Source organism: Mycolicibacterium cosmeticum, from assembly GCF_000613185.1.
GTDB lineage: Bacteria > Actinomycetota > Actinomycetes > Mycobacteriales > Mycobacteriaceae > Mycobacterium > Mycobacterium cosmeticum.
Map to the genome: position 1 here is coordinate 783,450 of NZ_CCBB010000001.1, position 17,039 is coordinate 800,488.

General features: G+C 68.4%; 15 protein-coding genes. 6 read left to right on the forward strand and 9 right to left on the reverse strand.

Translation table 11 applies throughout. The features are described 5' to 3' along the window. Window positions 1-213: 213 nt before the first annotated feature. Window positions 214-1,368, forward strand: a complete 1,155-nt coding sequence (locus BN977_RS03775; RefSeq protein ID WP_234709494.1) for an alkane 1-monooxygenase — start codon at window positions 214-216, stop codon at window positions 1,366-1,368. Here BN977_RS03775 and BN977_RS31315 read toward each other — a convergent pair. Next, window positions 1,359-3,239, reverse strand: coding sequence for a cellulase family glycosylhydrolase (locus tag BN977_RS31315; RefSeq protein WP_165576285.1), 1,881 nt, complete (start codon window positions 3,237-3,239; stop codon window positions 1,359-1,361). The two genes, BN977_RS03775 and BN977_RS31315, sit on opposite strands and share 10 nt — an antisense overlap. Window positions 3,240-3,806: 567 nt before the next feature. Between BN977_RS31315 and BN977_RS03785 the strand changes: the two genes are divergently transcribed. Together BN977_RS03785 and BN977_RS03790 are read left to right on the forward strand one after the other, a co-directional pair. Further along, window positions 3,807-4,664: a hypothetical protein gene (locus BN977_RS03785; RefSeq protein WP_036396406.1), complete on the forward strand. Its 858-nt coding sequence runs from the start codon at window positions 3,807-3,809 to the stop codon at window positions 4,662-4,664. A 19-nt stretch (window positions 4,665-4,683) separates the two neighbouring features. Continuing rightward, a complete protein-coding gene (locus BN977_RS03790) occupies window positions 4,684-5,508 on the forward strand; it encodes a hypothetical protein (RefSeq protein ID WP_024452304.1) in 825 nt (274 codons plus the stop codon). Here BN977_RS03790 and BN977_RS03795 read toward each other — a convergent pair. From BN977_RS03795 to BN977_RS03810, 4 genes are read right to left on the reverse strand one after another with little or no spacing between them, the layout of a single operon-like run. Continuing rightward, window positions 5,505-7,187 carry a cation:proton antiporter gene (locus BN977_RS03795; RefSeq protein ID WP_036396407.1) on the reverse strand — a complete coding sequence of 561 codons (1,683 nt, stop codon included), beginning with the start codon at window positions 7,185-7,187 and terminating at the stop codon, window positions 5,505-5,507. The two genes, BN977_RS03790 and BN977_RS03795, sit on opposite strands and share 4 nt — an antisense overlap. A 44-nt stretch (window positions 7,188-7,231) precedes the next feature. After that, entirely contained in the window at window positions 7,232-8,035 is an 804-nt protein-coding gene (locus BN977_RS03800; protein ID WP_036396408.1) for an Fpg/Nei family DNA glycosylase, read from the reverse strand. A gap of 15 nt (window positions 8,036-8,050) precedes the next feature. Next, window positions 8,051-8,530, reverse strand: a complete 480-nt coding sequence (locus BN977_RS03805; protein ID WP_036396409.1) for a ribose-5-phosphate isomerase — start codon at window positions 8,528-8,530, stop codon at window positions 8,051-8,053. An 18-nt stretch (window positions 8,531-8,548) separates the two neighbouring features. Next, window positions 8,549-9,094 carry a TetR/AcrR family transcriptional regulator gene (locus tag BN977_RS03810; RefSeq protein ID WP_036396410.1) on the reverse strand — a complete coding sequence of 182 codons (546 nt, stop codon included), beginning with the start codon at window positions 9,092-9,094 and terminating at the stop codon, window positions 8,549-8,551. Window positions 9,095-9,175: 81 nt separating this feature from the next. On the opposite strand from BN977_RS03810, the gene BN977_RS03815 reads away from it, so the two are divergent. Continuing rightward, on the forward strand, window positions 9,176-10,105 hold the full coding sequence (locus BN977_RS03815; protein ID WP_036398393.1) for an aldo/keto reductase: 930 nt from the start codon (window positions 9,176-9,178) through the stop codon (window positions 10,103-10,105). On the opposite strand, the gene BN977_RS03820 is transcribed toward BN977_RS03815, so the two are convergent. Genes BN977_RS03820 through BN977_RS03830 form a run of 3 tightly spaced genes read right to left on the reverse strand, consistent with a single transcriptional unit; the run spans window position 10,058 to window position 12,845 of the window. Next, window positions 10,058-11,017, reverse strand: coding sequence for an isopenicillin N synthase family dioxygenase (locus BN977_RS03820; protein WP_036396411.1), 960 nt, complete (start codon window positions 11,015-11,017; stop codon window positions 10,058-10,060). The two genes, BN977_RS03815 and BN977_RS03820, sit on opposite strands and share 48 nt — an antisense overlap. Next, window positions 11,014-11,454, reverse strand: a complete 441-nt coding sequence (locus BN977_RS03825; RefSeq protein WP_024452311.1) for a nucleoside deaminase — start codon at window positions 11,452-11,454, stop codon at window positions 11,014-11,016. The genes BN977_RS03820 and BN977_RS03825 overlap by 4 nt, the downstream gene beginning before the upstream one ends. Beyond that, window positions 11,451-12,845 carry a purine-cytosine permease family protein gene (locus BN977_RS03830; protein WP_036396412.1) on the reverse strand — a complete coding sequence of 465 codons (1,395 nt, stop codon included), beginning with the start codon at window positions 12,843-12,845 and terminating at the stop codon, window positions 11,451-11,453. Before BN977_RS03830 ends, BN977_RS03825 begins: the two co-directional genes overlap by 4 nt. A gap of 181 nt (window positions 12,846-13,026) precedes the next feature. Between BN977_RS03830 and BN977_RS03835 the strand changes: the two genes are divergently transcribed. Then, on the forward strand, window positions 13,027-13,689 hold the full coding sequence (locus BN977_RS03835) for a flavodoxin family protein (protein WP_234709495.1): 663 nt from the start codon (window positions 13,027-13,029) through the stop codon (window positions 13,687-13,689). Here BN977_RS03835 and BN977_RS03840 read toward each other — a convergent pair. Continuing rightward, the gene (locus tag BN977_RS03840; RefSeq protein ID WP_024452314.1) at window positions 13,672-14,280 is read right to left on the reverse strand and encodes a mycothiol-dependent nitroreductase Rv2466c family protein; all 609 of its coding nucleotides are present in this window, start codon (window positions 14,278-14,280) and stop codon (window positions 13,672-13,674) included. The two genes, BN977_RS03835 and BN977_RS03840, sit on opposite strands and share 18 nt — an antisense overlap. A 121-nt stretch (window positions 14,281-14,401) precedes the next feature. Between BN977_RS03840 and pepN the strand changes: the two genes are divergently transcribed. Further along, a complete protein-coding gene (gene pepN / locus BN977_RS03845) occupies window positions 14,402-16,960 on the forward strand; it encodes an aminopeptidase N (RefSeq protein ID WP_036396413.1) in 2,559 nt (852 codons plus the stop codon). Window positions 16,961-17,039 lie beyond the last annotated feature (79 nt).

Genomic DNA, 17,039 nt, shown 5'->3' on the forward strand with positions numbered 1-17,039 from the left:
AATGGCTTTTGCGGCCGCGGAGCGAATATTGTGTGCTCGGCGCACACGGCGTTTGAGCAGCTAGGTCCCACCGATTTCGCATCTTCACAGCCAGCTTCAGCAACGATTGCGAACGCAACTACGGCACGATATAAGTATCCGATGACCGTGCATCCGCTGCCCACAACGGAACACGTGCAGCCCGGAATTGATGTTCCCAAAAAGATTGCTGACGTGAACTGGCGGGACCCGAAGCGATATCTATGGCTGCTGGTACCGGCAACCCCGGGCATGGTCGCGCTGTCCTGGCTCCTGGTGTGGACGACGGGCTGGACACCGTTTTGGTGGACGGGCGCCGTCTTGACCTTCGTGGTCATGCCGATCGTCGACCACGTGCTCGGCCGCGATACCCGGCACCGCGCACCGGACGAGGCGCTGGCGGCGCTGGAGGGCGACCGGTACTACCGGGCGGCCACCCACCTGTACCTGCCCGCCCAATACCTGTCGCTGATCTTCGCCTGCTGGTTGTGGGCGGGCGGAGGTTGGCTGCACATCGCCCCCGTCGGCAAGCTCGGCCTGATGGTGGCCACCGGCGTGGTGGGCGGCGTCGCCAACAATGCCGCCCACGAACTCGGCCACAAGCGCGGCCGGGCCGAGCGCTGGCTCAGCAAGGTGGCCCTGGCGCAGACCTGCTACGGGCAGTTCTACGTGGAGCACAACCGCGGCCACCACGTCCGGGTGGCCACCGCCGAGGATCCGGCCAGTGCCCGGTTCCGGGAGAACGTGTACGGGTTCGCGGTGCGGTCGGTGACGGGCAGCACCCGTTCGGCGTGGCGGCTGGAAGCCAAACGCCTTGCCCGCAAAGGCCACTCGAGGTGGTCGGTGCGCAACGACGTGCTCAACGCCTGGTTGTTGAGTGCCGCGATGCTGGTGGGGCTGACGGTCTGGTTCGGCGCGGTGGATCTACCCTGGCTGGCCGGTCAAGCCGTGGTGGGGATTTTCCTGCTGGAGGCGATGAACTTCGTGTCGCACTACGGTTTACGCCGGCGGCGGCTGGCGTCCGGACGATACGAGCCACTGCGCCCGGCGCACTGCTGGAACAGCACCGCCGTGATGACGAATGTCTTTCTGCTGCATCTGCAGCGGCATTCCGATCACCATCTGCATCCGCTGCGCCGCTTCCAGGCGGTGCGCGACACTGAACAGGCGCCGCAGCTGCCCGGCGGCTACGTCGCGATGCTCGTGCTGTCGCTGTGTCCGCCGCTGTGGCGGCGGGTGATGGATCCGCGGGTACTGGAGGTCTACGGCGGTGACATCAGCCTGACCGCGCTGCGGCCGCGCGATGCGAAACGCATCGCGCGGCCGCAGGTTCGGGGCGATCAGGGCTGAGCCGCGGTCCGGCTGCGCTGCGGGGCACGATCCCCCGCGTCCGTTCCGGCCGACCGGTCCGCGCCAGCGCGGTCCCGGTGCTCGGCGCGACGGTTCGCCGTGCCCGAGTCCCGCTGCTGCGTCCGGGTGGCCGTCTGGCTCGCAGCAGCGTCCCGCGCGTCGCTCGCCGGGGTGGCCGGTGTCGCCGGGGTCGCCGGCGTGGCCGGGCCGGTCGACGTGGCGGGCTGCGCCGGGGTGGCCGGGGTTGCGGCAGTGGCGGGTGTCGCTCGGGTGGGCTCGGCCTGCGGCGTCGTCGCGGTCTCCGAATCTCGCTCTGTGGCAACTTGATCGGGCTCCGCCTCGGTGGCCGCGATCAGTGGCGCCCGCAACGAATCCGCGGTGGCCGGGCTGACATCGGCAGCTGCCGTGGTCGGTTCCGTTGTGGCGGTGGAGGTTGCGGTAGAGGTTTCAGGAGCCGCCGGGCTTGCTTCGGCGGGCGCCATCCGCAGCGTCGCGGTGGTATCCGCCGGGGCGCTCTCGGCCGGGGCACTGAACGTCGACAGCGTCGTGGCCGTGGCCGTGGCCGCGGGCGAGGTCGCCGCCGTGTCGGCCGTGGCCGTCGACGCAACCGGAGCGGTGGGCGCCGCAGCGGCGTCCGGGTTCAGGGCCTGCTGCACCGACGCCGTCCAGCTGGCCCAGGCGGCGGCCACGGAATCGGCCCAACTCTGCGCCGGATCGGTCGTCGTCGCCGTCTCGGTCACCGGCGCCGTCACCGGCGCCACCACCGGATCGGTCGGCTGCAGATCCGGAATCTGCCCACCATGCTCGGCGATCCAGTTCCGCACCACGGCGGCGGCCTGCTTGGGCGTCCAGTCATCACGGAACAGGCCCCAGGTGTCCTCCACCTCGGTCGAGGCCGAGTTCTGGTCCACCAACGAGTAGATGAACATCGGCCCCACGCCGTCCAGCGTCGACCAGGTGTCCATGAAGTCGTCGATGAAGTCGGCCTGCTGCGCCTCCGAGACGTACGAGGTGGGGAGGCCGTACTCACTCGTCCAGATGAGCTTGTCCGCGTCACCGTTCTGGTCCATCAGGTCGCGCATGGCCTGCAACTGACCTTCCGCCGAAATCGGGTTGCCGACCCCGTCGCCGAACTTCCAGTCGTAGTTGTACGGGTGATACGACAGCGCGTCGAAGTACCCGGCCGCACCGGCGGCATACATGTCCTGGACGAATTCGACGGGGCTGATGTTGATGTCCCCGATCGTCCGCCCGGCCGTCACCACGCCACCCACGACGGTGCCGCTGGGGTCGACCGCCTTGATCGCCGTGTACGCCGCCTTGAGCAACTCGGTGTACGCGGCGGGGTCCGGCTTCGGATTCCAGAACACGTAGCTCTGCGGTTCGTTCCAGATCTCGTACGCCGAGATGCGCGCGGTCTCCGGGTCGCCCGTGCCCGCGCCGTAGCGGGTGGCCAGGGCGCCCATGAAGGTGCCGAAGTCCGCGGGATCGTTCGGCGCCCCATAGGCCGAGGTCTGGTTGTCGGATGCCCACGTCGGCGTGCTGGTGACCGCGGCAAGGACAGCCATGCCGCGAGCCTCGGCAGCGTCGATCACCTTGTCCACGTTGGTCCAGTCATAGACCCCCGGCGCCGGTTCCACCGCGCGCCAGGGCACGAACATCCGGAACTGCGTGACACCGAGTGACTGCATGGTGTCCAGTGCGGTGTTCACCTCCTCCGGCGTCATGAAATACAGCTGGGACTCGGCGATACCGACCGCATCGGCCGAGGTGTCGATCGCCGCGGCGAGCGCGACGTCGTAGGACGCCTGACGCAGCGCGGTCGGCGTCGGGGCGGTCGGCGCCGCCGCCCCCATCAGGGTGGCCGCCAACAGCGGCGCGGCTCCTATCGCTATTGGTTTTGCTACACACTTCCACGAACCAAACATGGCACTTGCTCCAACCCTCTCCCCAACCCATTACTTGTCGTGTCTTTCGTCACAGCGCCGTGCAATGTTCGTTACCCCGCCTTTGGGCACTCCAATCCAATGACGGCAAACTTCGCCGAATTCGAAATATCTTTGACGGGCTTATCAAATGGTCTTGAACAGCCGGTTTGCCGCTAATTAATTCACGAGCAAATAAATGTCGCCCGCGCCGACTGCGATATGGCGCATGTCCGCTTGCCGGGACACAAGCAAAATCAAGGTGGCGAAGTGAATGTTCTCGACCGTCCGCGCCGTTCAGTCATTCGCTGTGGACAATATCGCGCGCCTCTCGCACGGAAATTTGCCAGAATTTGTGCCCGCCGCAGATGTCGCTCGATATCCATTTACGTCCGGGCGCCGACGCGTAACGATCGGTGGGTGGACGACCCGGCCGGCCGACCTTAGATTCGCTCTCAGCAAACCCGCTCCGAGGCCGGAGACCAGGCGATTTCTGTCGGTACGCTGAAAGCCATGAACGGCGTCCTTCTCGTGCTCATCGTCCTGGTCATCGGCGCCATCGGCGTTGCGGTGTACTTCTCGCAGAAGGCGTCCGGGCAGCGCAGCGCCGCCTCGCTGGCCGATGCCAAGGCCGATGCCCGCCGGGTCATCGAGCGCCTGGGCGGCCAGGTGTTCAACCTGACCGGCTCCGACGACGCGTCCAAGCAGGCATTGGCCGATGCGTCCGAGCGCTACACCGCCGCCTCGTCGCAGATCGACCAGGCCACCACCGCCAAGCAAGCGCTGCTGGCCAAGGAGAGCGCCATCGAAGGCCTCTACTACGTGCGGGCCGCACGCACCGCGATGGGCATGGATCCGGGTCCCGAGCTCGAGACGCTCACCGGCCAACGCTCGGCCGGTGCGGTCACCGAGGATCGCCGGATCCAGTTCGACGGCAAGGAGATCGAGGCCTCCCCCACCCCGTCACAGCGCACCCCCAACTACTACCCCGGTGGCCGCGTCGCCGGTCGCCCGGTGCCCGCCGGCTGGTACTCCGAACCCTGGTGGAAACCGGCCCTGATCGCCGGCGCCTGGGGTGTGGGCTCGGTGCTGCTGTTCGACGCGCTGTTCTCCGGGATGCACGGAGTCGATTACGGCGCACAGGGTTTCGAGAACGGCTACGGTGACGGCTTCCAGCAGGGCTTCGAACAGGGCGAGCAGGCCGGGCTCGACCAGGGTGGCCAGGACATGGGCGCCGACGGCGGCTGGGGCGGCGACAGCTGGGGCGGCGACGGCGGTTTCGATGGCGGTGGCGACTTCGGCGGATTCGATGGCGGCGGCGACTTCGGCGGATTCGATGGCGGCGGCGACTTCGGCGGATTCGACTTCTGATCCGCTTACGCTGATCGCCATGAACGGCATCCTGCTGATCCTCATCCTGTTCGTCATCGCCGGCATCGGCTTACTGGTGTACACCTCCTCGAAGGCGGCGGGAACGCGCAGCGCCGCGACACTGGCCGATGCCAAGGCCGATGCCCGCCGGGTCATCGAGCGCCTGGGCGGCCAGGTGTTCAACCTGACCGGCACCGACCAAGCCTCCAAACAGGCCCTGGCGGACGCCTCCGAGCGCTACACCGCCGCCTCGTCCCAGATCGACCAGGCCACCACGGCCCGCCAAGCCGCACTGGCCAAGGAGAGCGCCATCGAAGGCCTCTATTACGTCCGCGCCGCCCGGGCTGCCATGGGCCTGGACCCCGGACCGGAACTGGAATCGCTGAGCGGTCAGCGGGCGGCCGGTGCGGTCACCGAGGACCGGCGCGTCACGGTGGAGGGCAGGCAGATCGAGGCCTCGCCCGCGCCGTCGCCGCGCACCCCCAACTACTACCCCGGCGGCCGCGTCGCCGGTCGCCCGGTGCCCGCCGGCTGGTACTCCGAACCCTGGTGGAAACCGGCCCTGGTGGCCGGCGCCTGGGGTGTGGGCTCGGTACTGCTGTTCGACGCATTGTTCGACGGCATGCACGGCGTCGATTACGGCGCACAGGGTTTCGAGAACGGCTACGGCGCCGGGTTCGATCAGGGTTTTCAGCAGGGCTTCGACCAGGGCAACGGCTCCGACGGCGTCTGGGACACCGGCAGCGGCAGCTGGGACGGCGGCAATTCCGGCTGCAGTGGGTCCAGTTGCAGCGGGTCCAGTTGTGGTGGCGGGGGTTGCGGAGGCGGCTGCGGCGGCAGCTAGAGCCGGCTCTCCAGGCGGGACGACACCCCGGCCTCCTGCAGATCCAGCCGCTCCAGCATGGCCCGCACGGCTTCGTCCTCGATCCGGCCTTCGTCACGCTCGGCGATGAGCGCCGCCCGTTGCGCCGAGAGCACGTCGCGGTAGAGCGCCGAGAACACCTTCGCGCGTTTGGTCGGCGCCTCGGGATCGGGCATCTCCTCGACATCCTCCGAGTGCCTGGCGATCGCCGTGCGGATCTCGGCGAGCACCTGCGGGTCCATCCCCTCGGGCGGGTTGTCGCGGAACTCCGCGAGCACCCGGTCGGCCGCGGCATGCACCACGCGTTCGGCCTTGACCTCCTCTTCCCGGTCGGCGGCGTGATCGTCGTTGAACCGGGACAGCTGCAGCCGCCGGATCAGCCACGGCAGCGACCAGCCCTGGATCAGCAGGGTCCCCACACTCACCACGAAGGCGATGGCCTGGATGGTGGCGCGCTCCGGAAACGGGTCACCTTCGATGGTCGTCGCGGGGATCGCGGCCGCCGCGGCGAGGGTGACCACGCCGCGCATCCCGGTCCACGACACCACGACGTTCTCCTGCCAGGACAGCGTGCGGCGGTCGATGCGTGATCGCCATTTGCCCGGCGGCTTGCGCCGGGTACCCAGCGCGCCGCGGCCGCGTTCGGGTGCGGGCACACTGAGCCGGGTCTCCACGTGCCGGAACAGCTTGTTGCGGCCGAACATCGCGAACACCGACAATGGCCGGATCGCGAGCACGATCGCCAGCACGATCGCGGACGCGATCGCCACCTCGACCAGTGACTCGTGGGCTTCGCGCAGATCCTCCAGCACGAACCGCAGATGCAGACCGATATAGGCGAAGACGAACGCCTCCAGCAGGACATCGACGGAGTTCCACACGTAGCGCTCCTGCAGCCGGGTCTGATACCCCGCGTCGAGGGTCCCGTTGCCCACCACGAAACCGGCGACCACGACGGCCAGCACCCCGGAGGCGTGCAGTTCCTCGGCGGTGATGAAGGCCGCGAACGGCACCACCAGGCCCTGCACGGTCTCCAGCCCCGGGTTGGCCAGCCGGCGGCGGATCCACAGCGTCACGTAGCCGAGCGCCGCGCCGACCAGCGGCCCGACCACCGCGCTGTACCCGAAGAGCAGGAACGGGTTTTCGATGAAGGTGTGGCTGCCGGCCACCTGCGCGACGGCCACCGAGAACAACGCCAGCGCGGCGGCGTCGTTGATCAGACTCTCACCGGTGAGGATGGCCATCACGCGTTTGGGCAGGCCGAGCTTGCGGCCCACCGCGACGGCGGTGACGGCGTCCGGCGGCGCCACGATGGCACCGAGCACCAGCGCCGTGCCGAAGGTCAACGGCACCAAGGCCAACCAGGAGGACACCGCGGCGACGGTGAACGCGCTGATCACGACCAGGCCGACACCCAGACCCAGGATCGGGCGGATGTTGCGCAGGAACGTCGGGAACGAGAAGTCCAGCGCGGCCGAATACAGCAGCGGCGGGAGCACCACCGTCAACAGGATGTGTGAATCGAGTTCGGGGGCTTCGAATCCCGGCAGGAACGATACGGCGATGCCGACGACCACGATCATCAGTGCGGGTTCGAAGCCGCGGCGGTGGGCGATGGCGGTGACCAGGATGGCGCCGACGACGACGAGGATCAGTTCCACGCACTGATTGTCCCGTCAAAGTCCCCGACGTGCCCGACCGGTGGTCAGGACTGGCAGTTCGGGCACCAGAAGACGTTGCGCGCCTCCAGCTCGGCGGTGCGGATGGTGGTGCCGCACACCCGGCACGGATCACCGGCCCTGCGGTACACGTAGGTGCGCGGGCGGCCCTCCCGGTACGACGGCGCACCGTGATCGTCCTCCGGGCGCACGACGACGATCTTCCCGCGCCGCACCCCGACCTTCATCAGCGCCACCAGATCGGTCCACATGTCACCGAACTCGGTTGCGTCGAGCTGGGTGCCGGGGCGGTACGGGTCGATCCGATGCCGGAACAGCAGTTCGCTGCGATACACGTTGCCGACCCCGGCCAGCACCGTCTGGTCCATCAGCAGTCCGCCGATGGTCCTGCGGGACTTGGCGATTCGCTTCCATGCCAGATCTGGGTCGGCATCGGACCGCAGCGGGTCCGGGCCCAGCCGGGCCACCACGTCGTCCACGCTGGGCTCGTCGATCAGCTCGCAGACGGTGGGCCCGCGCAGGTCCGTGCCGTACTCGGCGCCCACCATCCGCATCCGGACCTGGCCCACCGGCAGCGGCTGGGTCCTTTCCGGGGGCAGCGGCCACTCGGTGAAGCTGCCGTACAGCCCGAGGTGCACGTGCACCACCGCACCGCCGGCGTAGTGGTGGAACAGGTGTTTACCCCAGGCGTCGGCCTTGCGCAGCACCTGTCCGTTCACGGCGGCGGCGTCGGCGAACTTGCCCTGCGGGCTGGACACCGTCACCGGTGCGCGCCCGAATCGCTTCTGGTGCAGCCGGGCCAGCCGGTGCAGGGTGTGCCCCTCTGGCATCGATCAGGCCATGGGTCAGGCGGGGGCGCCGGGGACCGGCGGCGCGATGTGGTCCTTCTCGTACTGGGCCAGGATGTCGATCCGGCGCTGGTGCCGCTCGGCTTCCGACCACGGGGTGGACAGGAAGGCGTCGACGATGGCCAGCGCCTCCTCGGTGGTGTGCATGCGGCCACCGATGCCGATCAGCTGGGCGTTGTTGTGCTGGCGGGCCAGCTGCGCGGTCTCGACACTCCAGGCCAGGGCACACCGCGCGCCGGGGACCTTGTTGGCAGCGATCTGTTCGCCGTTGCCCGAGCCGCCGAGCACGATGCCGAGGCTCTCCGGGTCCGCGACGGTCTTGACGGCGGCGGCGATGCAGAACGCCGGGTAGTCGTCGTCGGCGTCGTAGGCGTAGGCGCCGCAGTCGATCGGCTCGTGGCCGCTCTTGAGCAGGTGGTCGATGATCGTTTTCTTGAATTCGAATCCGGCGTGGTCGGCACCGAGGTAGACGCGCATGGCGGTAACCCTAACCTGTCAGCGTTTCACCACCAGACCGTCGACCAGGAGGTCGAGCAGGCGGGCCGCCTGCTGGGTGGATCGGCTGGCCAGCACGACGCCCAACATGCTGGTGACGACGTCGTCGGGGTCGACGTCGTCGCGCAGGCTGCCGTCCCGCGCGCCCGCACCGAGCAGGGCCGACACCGCCCCGACGATGGCGTCCCTGGTCTGGCTGGGTTGCACGACACCGGAGGCGAACATCGCCTGCAGCGATTCGGCCATCCCGCGCTTGGCCGCGACGAAGGTGGCATACCGGTCCATCCACTGCCGCAGCGCGGGCGCCGGGCGGTGCCGCCGCAACAGGTCGTCGGCCGACGCCGCGACCTCGGCGAGCTCGGTGGAGTACACCGCCTCGATCAGCGCCTCCCGGGTCGGGAAGTGCCGATACAGCGTGCCGATGCCGACGCCGGCGTCGCGGGCGATCGCCTCCAGCGAGACCGGCCCGTCGGACGCGGCGAAGGCCGCGGCCGCGGCCGTCAGCAGCCGGGCCCGGTTGCGCCGGGCATCGACCCGTTCCGCCATAGCGGAGGCACCTCCGTTTTGTTACGGTAAAAGCGGAGGTTCCTCCGCATCGCTGTCAGTATGACATTCCAGGAGCTCAGCATGACCACTTCACACCCCGGCGGTACCGGCACCCTCGGCGGGCACGCCGTCGCGCGAATCGGGTACGGCGCCATGGGGCTCGGGCCCGAACTCCCCCGCGACGACGCCGTGGCGGTGCTGCGCCGGGCCGTCGCGCTGGGCGTCAACCACATCGACACGGCCTCCTTCTACGACGACGGCGTGGTGAACCGGCGCATCCGGGATGCGCTGTCCCCGTACGCCGACGACCTGGTGATCGTCAGCAAGGTCGGCGCCCGGTCCGCCACCTCCGGACCGCTCCCGCTGGCGTTGGCCCAGCATCCGGCCGACCTGCGCGCCGCCGTCGAACTGGACCTGGCCGGCCTGGGGGTGGAACAGATCCCCGTGGTGAATCTGCGCCGGGCTGACCTGGGGCCGGGCCTGATCGCCGAGGGCGACCAGATCGTCGACCTGGACGACCAACTGGCCGAACTGGTCACGCTGCGCGACGAGGGCAAGATCGGCGCCATCGGGATCAGCAACGTCGACCTGGCCACGCTGCGCCGCGCACTGCCCGCAGGGATCGTGTGCGTACAGAACGCCTACAACCTGATCAACCGCACGCACGAGGACGAACTGGCGCTGTGCGCCGAACAGGGCATCGCCTGGGTGCCGTTCTTTCCGCTGGGCTCGGCGTTCCCCGGCTTCCCCAAGGTCGCGGACAACGTTGTGGTGCAACGGATCGCGAGCGAGATCGGCGCCACGGGCACCCAGGTGGGGCTGGCCTGGCTGCTGGCGCACGCCCCGAACATCCTGCTGATCGCCGGGACGTCGTCGGTGGCGCACCTGGAGCAGAACCTGGCCGCCGGCGAAATCGAGTTCAGCACCGAACAATTGGCGGCACTGGACGCCGTGGAGGCCGCGCTACCCGATGGTGATGGCGTCGAGGCGTTCCTTGATGAAGGCCGATGACGTCACGGGATCCAGCCCAGCGACCTTCCCGACCGGCGGCTTCAACGGCGTGACCAGAGCGTCGTGGTTGGCCTCGTAGAAGTAGATCAGCGACACCAGATCCTCTTCCGGCGCATGTGGTTGCGGCGGCAGCACGCGGTGCCGGCCCGACGGCCACCGCCGCCCGCTCCAATACTCCAGCAGGTCACCGATGTTCACCGTGAGCGCGCCGGGCTGCCACGGGGCGTCCTCCCAGCCCTCGGCCTCGGAGTACACCTGCAGTCCCCCGGCGCCCGGCTCGCGGTCCAACACCGTCACGGTGCCGAAATCGGTGTGCGGCCCGATCCGGAATTGCCCCGGCTCGGGCTCGCCCACCACGCTCACCGGCGGGTAGTGGTTGATGTTCATCGTCCACGTCGGCCGGTCGGCCAGCGTGGCAAAGGGATTCGCCGGCAGCCCGAGCGCGTAGGCGAACAGGGCCAACAGGTCGTCGGACACCTTGCGCATCTGCGCGGTGTACTCGGCCACCAGGCCCTGCAGGTGCGGCACCTCGGCCGGCCACACATTGGGCGCGAACCAGATCCGGTCCACCTCGGGATCACCGGTCGCGGTCTCCGCGCCCAGGCTGTAGCTCTCCTTCAGGTCCGGCGGGGTCTCGGTGCCCTCGGCATAGCCGTTGGCCTCCGCACCCGGGCCGATCCAGCCGTGCCCGCCGACCGGCACCGAATACCGCTGCTTCACCTCGGTGGGCAGGGCGAAGAACTCCCGGGCCGCGGCCCGGACACCGGCGGCCAGCGCCGGGTCCACCCCGTGCCCGGTGATCACGATGAACCCGGCCCGCTGCAGGCCCTCGTCCACCTCGGCCGCCAGCGCGTCGGCGTCGGGGCCGCCCGCGTACCAACGGGAAATGTCCACCGTCGCAATGGCACTCATTCGCCGATATCCTCCGCCCACAGTTCCGGCTTGGCGGTGATGAACTCCTCCATCATCGCCACGCATCGTTCGTCGTCCAGCAGCGTAACCGCCACCCCGTGCTCGGCCAGCCAGTCGTGGCCGCCGTGAAAGGTACGGGCTTCCCCGATCACCACCGCGCCGATGTTGAACTGCCGCACCAGCCCGCTGCAGTACCAGCACGGTGACAGGGTGGTGACCATGACGGTGGACCGGTAGCCGCGCTGGCGGCCCGCCGCCCGGAACGCATCGGTCTCGGCATGCACCGACGGATCGTCGTTCTGTACCCGCCGGTTGTGCCCGGCGCCCAGCAACGCCCCGTCCGAGCTGAACAGCGCGGCACCGATCGGGATACCGCCCTCGGCCAAGCCTTTTCGAGCCTCCTCGACCGCGACGTCGAGCATCTGCTCCGGGGTCATACCAGGGCACGCTCCGCGGCCACCTTGGACCGGCACAGCACCAGATAGCTCGCACCGGCGATCAGGAAGCCGACGAAGAAGGTGATATCACCCAACTGAGGGGCCGCCTTGGCGATGAAGCCGACGAACTTCTCCTGGTTGGAGAACAGCACCACCGACACCACCAGTCCGAGCAGGAATGCCGACAGCCCTGGCCAGTTCGCATACGAACGGTCGTACAGGAATCCGGCGACCGACTGCCCACGGCGCAGGTACTGGTCGGCGAACACCACGCCCAGCCAGGGCCCGATCCAGTACGCGATGATCAACAGGAACGCCTCGTAGCTGGCCGCGGCGTCGGCCAGCGCCCACCAGGCGATGAGGAAACCGGCCACCCCGAAGAACACCGTGACCAGTGCGCGGGCCACGTGGTGCGGCAGCTTGATCCCGATGGTGACGAAAGCCATGGCCCCCGAGTACACATTGATCGCATTGGCTGCCACCGCGCCGATCGCGATGGCCAGCAGCGTGAGCTTGGCCAGCCAGGAGCTCAGCTCGGAGGTGAACGCCTCGGTGGGATTCTCCGACAGCGCCGGACCGATGGTCACCGATGCGGCGCCGACCACCTCCAACACCACGCACGACACGAAAAGACCTGCAGCGGCGAACCATCCGGTGCTCTTGGTGTTCACCCGGGAAGGCAGGTAGCGGGTGTAGTCAGCGGCGTACGGCGTCCACCCCGCGGCGTAACCGAACGTGGTACCGACCGTCAAGAGGAAGCCACCAAGTCCGCCTACGCCGCCTTCCACGGCCGGCGCACCCGGATGGGACTTGGCCAGAATGGCCACCGAGGTGACCACGAAGATGACCGCGAGCACCGGGAACGCCCACCGCTCAAACGCCTGCACCAGGTTGTGCCCGAAGAAGGCCAGCGCGGTCTGCACCACCACGATGATCACCAAGGCCAGCAGCGGACCGATATGGAACAGGGTCGACAGCGCGAAGGCACCACTGACACTGTTGGTGGCGAACCAACCGACGCCGGCGGTCACCGACATCAGCACCGCGGGAACCGCATTGCCCTTGAACCCGAAGGGCAACCGGCCCAACACCATCTGCGGTACCCCGTGCAGCGGTCCGCGCGCCGACAGGAAGTAGTGCGCGATGGCGCCCAGCCCGGTGCCCACCACGATGCCGGCGACGGCCTGCCAGAACGTCATGCCGTAGTAGGCCACCGCGAGCACGCCGACGAAGATGGTGGCGAATTCGAGGTTCGGCGAGGTCCACGTCCAGAATAACTGACTGGGTTTACCGTGCCGGTCGGCCTCCGCGATGAACTCGTTCCCGCCGGGTTCGACTGCTGCGATCTTGTCTCGATAGGACCCGTCGGTGGTGGGTTCGGCCGCTGTCATGAGAGGTACTTTCTCATCCCCGCCCGGAGTGCGCAGTTCGAACAAAGAGTTCACAGCCAGGCATGCGGAGGGAACCGCGGATGAACATCCGAAGACACCGCGGCGCCGCACACGGGGCGAAACAGATATGCCGTCACCGGCGTTGACCGACGGTAGAGAACCTGTACAGGACGGAGACCGCATGATGCAGACCCTGGTGATCAGCGCCAGCCCGCGCGAGGACGGAAACTCCCACGTGCTGGCGCGCGCCGCGGTCGAGGGCACCCGCTCCACCGGTCACGACGTCGAGCACGTCTTCCTGCAGGACTACGTCGAACGCCTGCTCGGCAACTGCCGGCAGTGCCGCCGCCCGGAGGACCGCACCTGCTCACTGGACGATCGGTACGAGGAGTTGCTGCTGGAGAAGATGCTGCCGGCCGACGGCATCATCTTCGCGATGCCGCTGTACTTCTACGGCATGCCCGGCCGGCTCAAGACGGTCTTCGACCGGCTGTTCTGCTATACCGCCAACAGCGCACCGCAACAGGAACAGGTGGTCGACGGCATCATGGGCAAACGGGTCGGCGTCCTGATCTCCTGCGAGGAAAGCTATCTCGGGGCGACCCAGGGCGTGATCGCACAGTTCCAGGAACTCACCCGGTATCTGAACCAGGATCTGGTCGGCGTGGTCGTGGGCAACGCCAACAGCCGAGGCGAAATCGTGCACGACCCCAGCGACCCGGTCCGCCAAGCCCATGACCTGGCGGCCCGGCTCTACGACAGCCGCGTCACCGATTACCGGCTCGACACCGTCCGGTCGAACAAGGTGTGGGACGGCGGGCAGCGCCTAGTCGAATTCGGGTGACTCGGTCCGGGTGCGCTTGAGCTCCCAAAAGTGCGGGTAGCCGGCGAAGATCACCGAGGCGTCCCACAGCTTGCCGGCCTCTTCGCCGCGCGGGATCCGGGACAGCACCGGACCGAAGAACGCGGTGTTGTTGACGTGGATGGTCGGGGTGCCGACATCCGGCCCGACCGGGTCCATGCCCTCGTGGTGGCTCTTGCGCAGCGCCTCGTCGAACTTGTCGCTGGTGGCCGCCTCCGCCAGTTCGGCGGGCAGGCCCAGTTCCTCCAGCGATTCGCGGATGACCACCTCGAAATCCTTGATGCCCTGGTTGTGGATCCGGGTACCGAACGCCGTGTAGAGCGGGGCCAGGATGTCCGACCCCTTGGCCTGCTCGGCCGCGATGGCGACGCGGACCGGCCCCCACGCCTTCTTCATCATCTCCAGGTACTCCTCGGGCAGGTCGCGCCCTTCGTTGAGCACCGCCAGGCTCATCACGTGGAAATTGATGTCGATATCGCGCACCTTCTGGACCTCCAGGATCCAGCGGGAGGTGATCCAGGCCCACGGGCACAGCGGATCGAACCAGAAATCTGCGACATCTTTTTGCGCCATGGGAATGAGTCCTCTCGACGTGGGCATGACAATCCACCCAACACAACTTCGGGCGTGCGACCGATGTTCCCGGGGCGGACTTCGGTCCCCAGGGCGTCGCCGTTCCGACTAGGTTGATCTAGTGGCACTTCCCAATCTGACACGCGACCAGGCCGCCGAGCGCGCCGCGCTGGTCACCGTTGACAACTACCGCATCGATCTGGACTTGACGGTCGGGACCAAGACGTTCCGGTCCGTCACCACGGTGACGTTCGACGCGCTGCCCGGGGCCGAGACGTTCATCGACATCGCCGCCGACGCGGTGCACAGCGCCACCCTCAACGGCGTCGCCCTGGACGTGTCCGGGTACGACGAGTCCACCGGCATCGCACTGACCGGCGTGCAGGCCACCAACGTCCTGGTGGTCGAGGCCGACTGCCGGTACTCCAACACCGGCGAGGGCCTGCACCGGTTCGTCGACCCCGTCGACAACGAGGTCTACCTGTACTCCCAGTTCGAGACCGCCGACGCCAAGCGCATGTTCGCCTGCTTCGACCAACCCGACCTCAAGGCGACGTTCGACGTCACCGTGACGGCGCCCGCGCACTGGCAGGTGATCTCCAACGGCGCGACGGTGGCGTCGGAGAACGGCGTGCACACCTTCGCCACCACCCCGAAGATGAGCACCTACCTGGTGGCCCTGATCGCCGGACCGTACGCCCGCTGGGACGACGTCTACACCGACGAGCACGGCGAGATCCCGCTGGGCATCTTCTGCCGAGCCTCGCTGGCCGAGTACATGGACGCCGAGCGGTTGTTCACCGAGACCAAGCAGGGCTTCGGCTTCTACCACCGCAACTTCGGAATCCCTTATGCCTTCGGCAAATACGACCAGCTGTTCGTGCCGGAGTTCAATGCGGGTGCCATGGAGAACGCCGGCGCGGTGACCTTCCTGGAGGACTACGTCTTCCGGTCCAAGGTGACCCGCTACAGCTACGAGCGCCGCGCCGAGACGGTGCTGCACGAGATGGCGCACATGTGGTTCGGCGACCTGGTCACCATGCAGTGGTGGGATGACCTGTGGCTCAACGAGTCCTTCGCGACCTTCGCCTCGGTGCTGTGCCAGGCCGAGGCCACCGAGTACAAGCAGGCCTGGACGACGTTCGCCAACGTCGAGAAGTCCTGGGCGTACCGGCAGGACCAGCTGCCCTCCACCCACCCCGTCGCCGCCGACATCCCGGACCTGCACGCGGTGGAGGTCAACTTCGACGGCATCACCTACGCCAAGGGCGCCAGCGTGCTCAAGCAGCTGGTGGCCTATGTCGGCCTGGAAGCCTTTCTCGCCGGGCTGCGCGACTACTTCCGCGATCATGCGTTCGGCAACGCCACCTTCGGCGATCTGCTTGGCGCCCTGGAGAAGTCGTCGGGCCGCGACCTGTCACAGTGGGGCCGCCAGTGGCTCAAGACCACCGGGCTGAACACGCTGCGTCCGGATTTCGACGTCGACGCCGACGGCAGGTTCACCCGGTTCGCGATCACCCAGTCCGGTGCCGCGCCGGGTGCCGGTGAGACCCGGGTGCACCGGCTGGCCGTCGGCATCTACGACGACGACGCCACCGGGAAGCTGGTGCGGGTGAACCGGATCGAGTTGGACGTCGAGGGTGAGCGCACCGAGGTGGCCGAACTGGTCGGGGCCGCCCGCGGCAAGTTCATCCTGGTCAACGACGAGGACCTGACCTATTGCGCGGTGCGGCTGGACCCGGACTCGTTGCACACGGTGCTGAGCCGGATCGCCGACTTCGCCGACCCGCTGCCCCGCACCCTGGCCTGGTCGGCGGCCTGGGAGATGACCCGCGAGGCCGAGATGAAGGCCCGCGACTTCGTCGCGCTGGTCATCAGCGGCATCCACGCCGAGACCGAGGTCGGTGTCGCGCAACGGCTTCTGCTGCAGGCCCAAACCGCGCTGAACGCCTATGCGGATCCGGTATGGGCCAAGGAGATCGGCTGGCCCGCGTTCGGTGACGCACTGCTGGACAGGGCGCGGGAATCCGCGCCGGGCTCGGACCATCAGCTGGCCTTCGTCAACGCGTTGTGCACCTCGGTGCTCGCACCGAACCACATCGCGGTGCTGTCCACCCTGCTGGACAACGAGCCGGCCGCGGTGAACCTGGCCGGGCTGGTCGTCGACACCGACCTGCGCTGGCGCATCGTCACCGCGCTGGCCGCGGCCGGGGCGATCGACGCCGACGGGACCGCCACGCCGTTCATCGACGCCGAGGCGGCGGGCGACCCGACCGCCGCCGGCAGGCGCAACGCCGCCGCGGCGACCGCCGCCCGTCCGCAGAAGGCGGTCAAAGAGGCCGCCTGGCAACAGGTCATCGAGGACGACACGCTGCCCAACATCACCACCCGGGCCATCGTCGGCGGCATCGTGCAGCCGGGCCAGACCGAGCTGCTGACCCCGTTCCGGGACCTCTACTTCGCCGCCATCGGCGGGGTGTGGGAGCGGCGTTCCAGCGAGGTGGCCCAGACGGTGGTGATCGGGCTGTACCCGTCATGGGATGTCAGCCAGGGTGGACTGGACGCCGCCGATGCCTACCTGGCCGACCCCGAGTTGCCGCCGGCCCTGCGCCGCCTGGTGCTGGAAGGCCGGGCCGGTGTCGAGCGGGCGCTGCGGGCCCGGAGCTTCGACATCAGCTAGCTCCCTTCCGCGAGCGGCCGCGTTTGCACGCCGACACGCCGTAGATCGCGTGCAAACGGGGCCGCTCGCCGGGGGTGTT